The sequence below is a fragment of the Endozoicomonas sp. ALC013 genome (genome assembly GCF_049310205.1).
Classification (GTDB): domain Bacteria; phylum Pseudomonadota; class Gammaproteobacteria; order Pseudomonadales; family Endozoicomonadaceae; genus Endozoicomonas.
This window is the reverse complement of record NZ_JBLYNS010000052.1, coordinates 26,599-33,046: the sequence shown is the minus strand read 5'-3', so window position 1 is coordinate 33,046 and position 6,448 is coordinate 26,599. Positions and strand designations below refer to the sequence as shown.

Here is a 6,448-nt window from a genome sequence, read left to right as displayed (position 1 = left end):
GAATTTTCGCCAATAGCCAAAGACACCTCCCATGATGCTTTTCAATTCGCTGCTCCCGGGCAGATATAAAAAAATGTTCACAGCACTGTTGTTTGCTGCCTGCTCAATCATTCCTCAGTTGGGTATCAGTAATGAACAGGTGGCAACCGAAGCAGAAATCAAAGCCATTGAAAGTGATATCCAACATACGAAAGAGCTGTTGGAATCCCTCAATGCGGCACGAACTTCTGCCCAGAAACAGGTGCAGAAGAACGACAAGGCCATTCAACAACTGAACACCGATATCATCACGCTGGAAGCTCGCCTTAAGGAGGGGCAGGGCGAAATAAAAAAGCTCCAGAGCCGTCAGCAGCGACTGACGGCAAAGAGTGAACAACAAAAGGTTCAGGTTGCCCGGAGTCTGCAATCGCTTTATAAGAGTCTGGGTGACAGCCGCATCAAGCTATTGCTGAACCAGGAAGATCCGGACAGTGTTTCCCGACAACTCGTTTATCTTGATTACTTTCAAAAGGCACAACTTCAGTCTATCCGTGAGTATGAGAAAACCCTTGCGGAACTGAAATCTGTGGAACATGACCAGCAAACCCTCCTCTCCCGACTGAATCAGGAAAAAGCCGTGATTGACCAGAAAAAGCAGTCCCTGGTCAAACAGCAGTCTGAACGTAAACAGCGGTTGAGTGAGTTGGCGAGTCGTTATCAAAAGGGAGGAAAAGCGCTTAAACAGCTGGAACAGGAGCGAGAAAAGCTGGATAAGGTGCTGGCCAGTATTATCAGTCGGCAGCTCGGTAACAGTGAGTCTTTCAACAATCGTAAAGGCAAGCTGTTATGGCCGGTAAAAGGACGCGTGTTGTTTAAGTTCAACGATCAGAATCCGGAAACACGCATGCGCTGGCAGGGCATGTTTATTGCCGCAACCTCCGGAACAACAGTTAATGCCGTGCATGATGGCCGGGTTATCTTTGCCGACTGGCTGAGCAGTTACGGCCTGTTGGTGATCGTTGACCATGGTGATAATTTCCTGACGCTGTACGCTCACAATGACACCCTTCTCAGGCAGGAAGGTGATACGGTGCTGGCGGGTGAGCCACTGGCGTTGAGTGGTCAAAGTGGAGGGCAGCAGACTGAGGGCGTTTATTTTGAAGTGCGCCTGAAGGGCAAACCCCAAGACCCATCTTTATGGCTTGGCCGTAAGTGAGTAAGGGAATCCAAACCATGTACCACTGTCGGAGAGTATCCCGAACTCAGTGTAGTTTCAAACGGTGATACCGATAAGTAATTTCTATACTTCACTGAATTAAATAATGCTCGGGAGCATTCATGAATTTGATTTTTAACCTCCACCGGCTTATCAAGGCATCGGCCCTGGTGCTGGCTACCGGACTGGCATTCAATGGCTGGGCTGATACGGCTGTTCAGGAAGAACAGCCCCCAAAGGCTCCTGCCGCTGAAATCAACAGCCAGTCTCCAGTAGACCAGGACACCGGGCACGGTGAGCAGCCAAAAGGAAAGCTGCCGCTTGATGAACTTCGGGCCTTCACCGAAGTCATGGAACGCATCAAAAAAGCCTATGTTGAGGAAGTCGATGACAGGACGTTGCTGGAAAATGCCATTCAGGGAATGCTCAGCGGGCTTGATCCTCATTCTGCTTATCTGAAACCGGATGACTTCAAAGAGCTGGAAGAAAATACCTCCGGAGAATTTGGTGGCCTGGGTATTGAAGTGGGCATGGAAGATGGCTTTATCAAGGTGGTGAGCCCCATTGATGACACACCTGCCGCAAAAGCCGGCATTCAGGCCGGGGATTTGATTATCAAGCTGGATGATGTATCGGTTAAGGGAATGAGCCTGGGAGAGTCGGTGGATAAGATGCGCGGTAAGGCAGGCACCCCGATCAAGCTGACGATTGTCCGTGAGGGTGTGGAGAAGCCCCTTGAGATTGCCCTGGAACGGGCGGTTATCCGAGTCCAGAGTGTCAGGGCCAGACATCTTGAGCCGGGTTATGGTTATATTCGTGTCAGTCAGTTCCAGGCGGATACCGGCCATGAGCTGGTGGATACCTTGAAAGAACTCAAGCAAGCACAGAAAGACGGCAAGCTTAACGGGCTGGTTCTTGACCTGCGCAACAATCCGGGTGGTGTGCTGCAGGCTGCGGTTGGCGTTACCGATGCCTTTATCAGCGAAGGGTTGATTGTTTACACCAAAGGTCGTATTCCAAACTCTGAGTTGAGGTTTAGCGCATCGGTTGATGACCCGTCAGAGGGCGTCCCGTTGGTGGTGTTAATCAATGGCGGTTCAGCCTCAGCCTCCGAAATTGTTGCCGGTGCCCTGCAGGATCATAAGCGAGCTGTGCTGATGGGAACCGAGTCTTTTGGCAAGGGGTCGGTACAAACCGTTTTACCGTTGAGTGTTGATGCAGCCAAGGGATTAAAACTGACCACTGCCTTGTATTATACGCCCAATGGTCGATCCATCCAGGCCGAAGGAATTAAACCGGATATTTTGGTCCAGCGTGCCAAAGTAACCCCGATTGATGCCCCTCAGCAGTATAAGGAAGCCGATTTGCAACGACATCTCAGCAATGGCAATAAAGATGATGCATCCAACAGTAAGAAAGCCAGGGCCAGTAAGGCAGAGAAAGAGGCAGCGGAGCTATTGGCCCAGGATTATCAGCTGAATCAGGCGTTGAATGTATTAAAAGGGATGCACATTAATACGATTACTGCCGTTAAGCCGGAAGAAAAGAAGACGGCTGCGCTTAAGCCAATGAAAACCACGCCATAGAAGACGACTGTGCCTCGTTACCGAGGTTCCTGATAGCGGTGTGGTATTAGCGCCTATCTGCACTAGTGCATGGTTTCAATGATTTTGACGTACAATCTCCGTTCCCCCTGAGCGGAGTCGAAGGGTGATTGGCACAGTATTCAGGGTATGGAGTTTACGCCTTTCGACTCCGCTCAAGACGAACGGAGTTTGGAGGTCAAGGAAAGAGCCCATCAATTGCATTGAAACCATGCACTAGAAACGATAAGAAACCCCAAAACTGATAACAGGCTGCCAGCGGGCAGTTGTCGTTTCATCAACATTGTTTCTTGAGATGGATTTCAAACTGTTAACCCAGAAAAAAAAAGCAGAAAAAAAAAGGACACCCATAGACTTTTCGACCGATAAAAGTGGGTGTCCTTTTTATGTTCCGACCTTCACCACCCCTTGGTAACATTTTGATTTTAAACGATTAAATATCGTGCCAACCATATATTCGAATAGAATATATGCTTCAAAATCAAATGATTACGTTATTTTGGTGGTGAAAGTGGGATGTTCCTTTTTATGTTCCATTTTTATGGGGTAAGGAAGCCGGATCACACCTGCTGCCATATATTGGCCCGGAACAATCTGATGTGGTACATCGAGCTACTGGAGAAATTCGATCTGATGTATTTCTCTGAATCTGAAAAAACCTGTTGTCGTTGGCGATCATCTATCATGACGCCGCAGCGGAAGATGCCCCCAGGCGAGATGAAGAAGTTCAGGGGGTAATCCGGTTACTGACTGGGCGCTGTCCGGGACATGAACTGATTTCAGGTTCTTTTGTGGAACGTGGGAATCTGTCGCTCTGGTTATAAGGGAGCCAGGCAGCTGAACTGCGGAGGCCATGGACTTATGGGAAAAAATTTTCCTTCAGAAGTGCATTTTTCAAACCATAAGGCAAATTTAAAGAAGATATTGTTCGTCTATCAAGCAAATCATGCAGCCTCCTCTTGCACAAACTTTCCAGACTGAGAGTAGTTTCTTGCGGGTTGAAGCCAAATTTCTGAGTGACTGTACTGATAACATTCGGTGACAGGCTTCTCTCTGGACAGCTGCCGTAGTGGATAAGTTCAAAAGCAATTTTCCAGAACCCTCGTTTGTTGGCCCAGAACAGAGGAGTACCATCTCTAACGTCACGACTATGAACATCCGCCTTATACCGCAACAATAACAGCACCACCTGGTAATGTCCTGCAATAGCCGCCTGCGTCAGAGGAGTAGCAAGACCAGAGGAGTGACTATTAACATCCGCCTTATGCCGCAACAATAACTGCGCTACCTGGTAATGCCCTTGAGCCGCCGCCTGTGTCAAAGGAGTATCATTACCCTTGGTACGGCTATGAACGTCCGCCTGATGCTGCAACAATAACTGCACCACCTGGTAATGTCCTGCAGCCGCCGCAAGCGTCAAGGGCGAATTCTTCCCATAGGTATGGCCGTGCACATCAGCACCGGATTGCAACAGCAGTTCAACAAATTCAATTCGCCCAAATTCAGCCGCAGTGGCCAGCGGATTGGGGGGATAGACACCACTTAAGGCATTACAATCAGGATCTGCACCGAATTGCAACAGAAGTTTCACTAAATCAATATCCCACTTTTTGACTGCCGCTGACAGTGGTGAAAGTGGTCTGAATCCTCCGCCGTTTACATCATCCGCATTATGCTTCAACAGCAATTTCACGGTCTCGATGCAACCTTTCTCAACAGCTACTCTAAGCAGACCTTTCTCTATACCCGGACCTTGCCAATGCGCGCCATGTTCCAGCAACAGCTTCACCAGCTGAACATGCCCATGCTTGACAGCTTCGCTCAGGGAATTTGACCTGAAATAGCCGCCATCAAACCTGTTAATGTTGGCTCCATGACTCACCAGTAGCCGGGCAATCTCAATATAACCCTTGCCCGCAGCCTTGCACAGTGGCGTCCCCCTTCCAGAACTATTACTGTTGGCGTCGGCTCCCATAGTCAGCAACATTCGTACGCTCTCGGTATGCCCATGCATGGTAGCCTGAGTCAGTGGCGTTCCGCCTCCGTAGGCAAAGCTGTAAATATCCGCTCCATGCTCCAGTAACAGGCTTATCGCCCCGACCTGTCCGTTCCTGGCAGCCTGAGTCAGGGGAGTCGGCCAGCCAAGGGTATTGCTGTTAATATCCGCCTGGCAATCAATCAACAGTTGCATAAGTTCAGTGTTACCCAAGGCCGCAGCTGTGGCCAGTGGCGTCATGCCCTTGCAATCGGGGTGGTCAACACGAGCTCCAGACTCAAGCAGTAACCTCGCGATGTCAACTAACCCGTACATGGCTGCCCGGGTCAATGGGGTAAACCCTTCTCTGCCGGGGAACCTGAGGGCTTTATGCTGCTTCCGCAACCCTTCCTCGCGGCCATTAACCTCGGTGCCATTGCGCAACAGCCATGCCACCATATTGATATCCCCGCACTCAACTGCACAATTCAGAGGGACCTTACTGGCAGCGCCGGTGCAATGTGCGACCATACAACGGTTGTCGCCGGTTCCTGCAGCAGCCAGACCGTCAGTCCTGACTCCGGATTGCACGGCCACAGACAGATTATGACCATAAGTGGGCTGTAACCCGACTCTGCCGGATATTCCCGGATCGTCGGGAACAGAGATACGGGGAATCTGTTTTGCATAGGTCGGTAAATAAGTGTCGTCTACTTTCTCCGAAGTTTTCGAGGTTCCGGCAGCACTGGCTGGTAGCAAGCCAGGGTAACCCCCGGTATTTAGTGGTTGCATGGTAACTTGCCATCTGTCCGAATAGGTGGATGCTTAGAGCAATCGCTCTGTAAAAAAGTTCCGCCTTGTTATCCGAGGTCGGTGATTTTTGTCTTGATGTGACACGAAAACACGAGACGCAAGCAGGTCTTGGCTGAATCAGATTGAAATCTGGTTTTCCATCCTGGTCAGAAGGTTTTTGAAAAGGAACAGCTTCACTTCCAAAGAGGACCTGAAGGTACGGCTCTACGGTTTTATTGAGTTCTTCAATGAGAGGATGGCCAAGCCATTTAAATGGACTGTCAAAGGCCGTCCTCTGCAGGTGTGAAGATGCGTGGGTATTAAGGCTTGGATGCGCTAGAAACGATAGGAAACCCCAAAACTGATCACAGGCTGCCAGCGGGCAGTTGTCGTTTCATCAACGTTGTTTCTTGAGATGGATTTCAAACTGTTAACCGTAGGGGCGGCAAGATTGCTGCCTTCATTATTTTCATAAACAGCACCAATATCAACCCGAACACCCAGCCTTGCCTGATCCACCATTTTCTTCCAACCTACACCAAGATAGGTTTTGTTGTTGTAGCGTGAATTCTGTGAATCTTTTGCCGCATGGCGAAAACTGCCAGCCGACATACTGAAGTTGTTATCAAAAGGCTGATAATCAATGCGCAGGCCTCTGGCGTTATCAGCCGGGCTTAATGACTGGTTGCTCAGTTCCAAGGTAGAGGGCTTATCCGGGGATTCTGCCGCGTGTTGCTCCGGCAGCAGTTCAACATCACCAGGCATCTGCCCATGGTCGTCTGCTTGCGCAGAGCCGAGAACAGTGACTCCCAGGGCAATGATCAGCAGATGACTATTCATGGCATTTTCCCTCCATCCTTTTCTCCATTGGTGTGTGAAGAA

The 6,448-nt window shown here is 49.7% G+C and carries 4 protein-coding genes; 2 read left to right on the top strand and 2 right to left on the bottom strand.

The window, feature by feature from the left end; genetic code table 11:
• Positions 1-31: 31 nt before the first annotated feature.
• A complete protein-coding gene (locus ACO6V1_RS11605; RefSeq protein WP_422460488.1) occupies positions 32-1,195 on the top strand; it encodes a murein hydrolase activator EnvC family protein in 1,164 nt (387 codons plus the stop codon).
• 122 nt (positions 1,196-1,317) lie between these two features.
• Positions 1,318-2,781 carry a S41 family peptidase gene (locus ACO6V1_RS11600; protein WP_422466937.1) on the top strand — a complete coding sequence of 488 codons (1,464 nt, stop codon included), beginning with the start codon at positions 1,318-1,320 and terminating at the stop codon, positions 2,779-2,781.
• An 877-nt stretch (positions 2,782-3,658) separates the two neighbouring features.
• On the opposite strand, the gene ACO6V1_RS11595 is transcribed toward ACO6V1_RS11600, so the two are convergent.
• Both ACO6V1_RS11595 and ACO6V1_RS11590 read right to left on the bottom strand, forming a co-directional pair.
• Positions 3,659-5,566 carry an ankyrin repeat domain-containing protein gene (locus tag ACO6V1_RS11595; RefSeq protein WP_422466935.1) on the bottom strand — a complete coding sequence of 636 codons (1,908 nt, stop codon included), beginning with the start codon at positions 5,564-5,566 and terminating at the stop codon, positions 3,659-3,661.
• A 336-nt stretch (positions 5,567-5,902) separates the two neighbouring features.
• Positions 5,903-6,406 carry a hypothetical protein gene (locus tag ACO6V1_RS11590; protein WP_422447299.1) on the bottom strand — a complete coding sequence of 168 codons (504 nt, stop codon included), beginning with the start codon at positions 6,404-6,406 and terminating at the stop codon, positions 5,903-5,905.
• Positions 6,407-6,448 lie beyond the last annotated feature (42 nt).

What these genes read in the sequence shown, in the direction of transcription:
- ACO6V1_RS11595 (WP_422466935.1), bottom strand. Translation starts at nt 5,566, where the DNA reads ATGCAACCACTAAATACCGGGGGTTACCCTGGCTTGCTACCAGCCAGT.
- ACO6V1_RS11590 (WP_422447299.1), bottom strand. Translation starts at nt 6,406, where the DNA reads ATGAATAGTCATCTGCTGATCATTGCCCTGGGAGTCACTGTTCTCGGC.
- ACO6V1_RS11605 (WP_422460488.1), top strand. Translation starts at nt 32, where the DNA reads ATGATGCTTTTCAATTCGCTGCTCCCGGGCAGATATAAAAAAATGTTC.
- ACO6V1_RS11600 (WP_422466937.1), top strand. Translation starts at nt 1,318, where the DNA reads ATGAATTTGATTTTTAACCTCCACCGGCTTATCAAGGCATCGGCCCTG.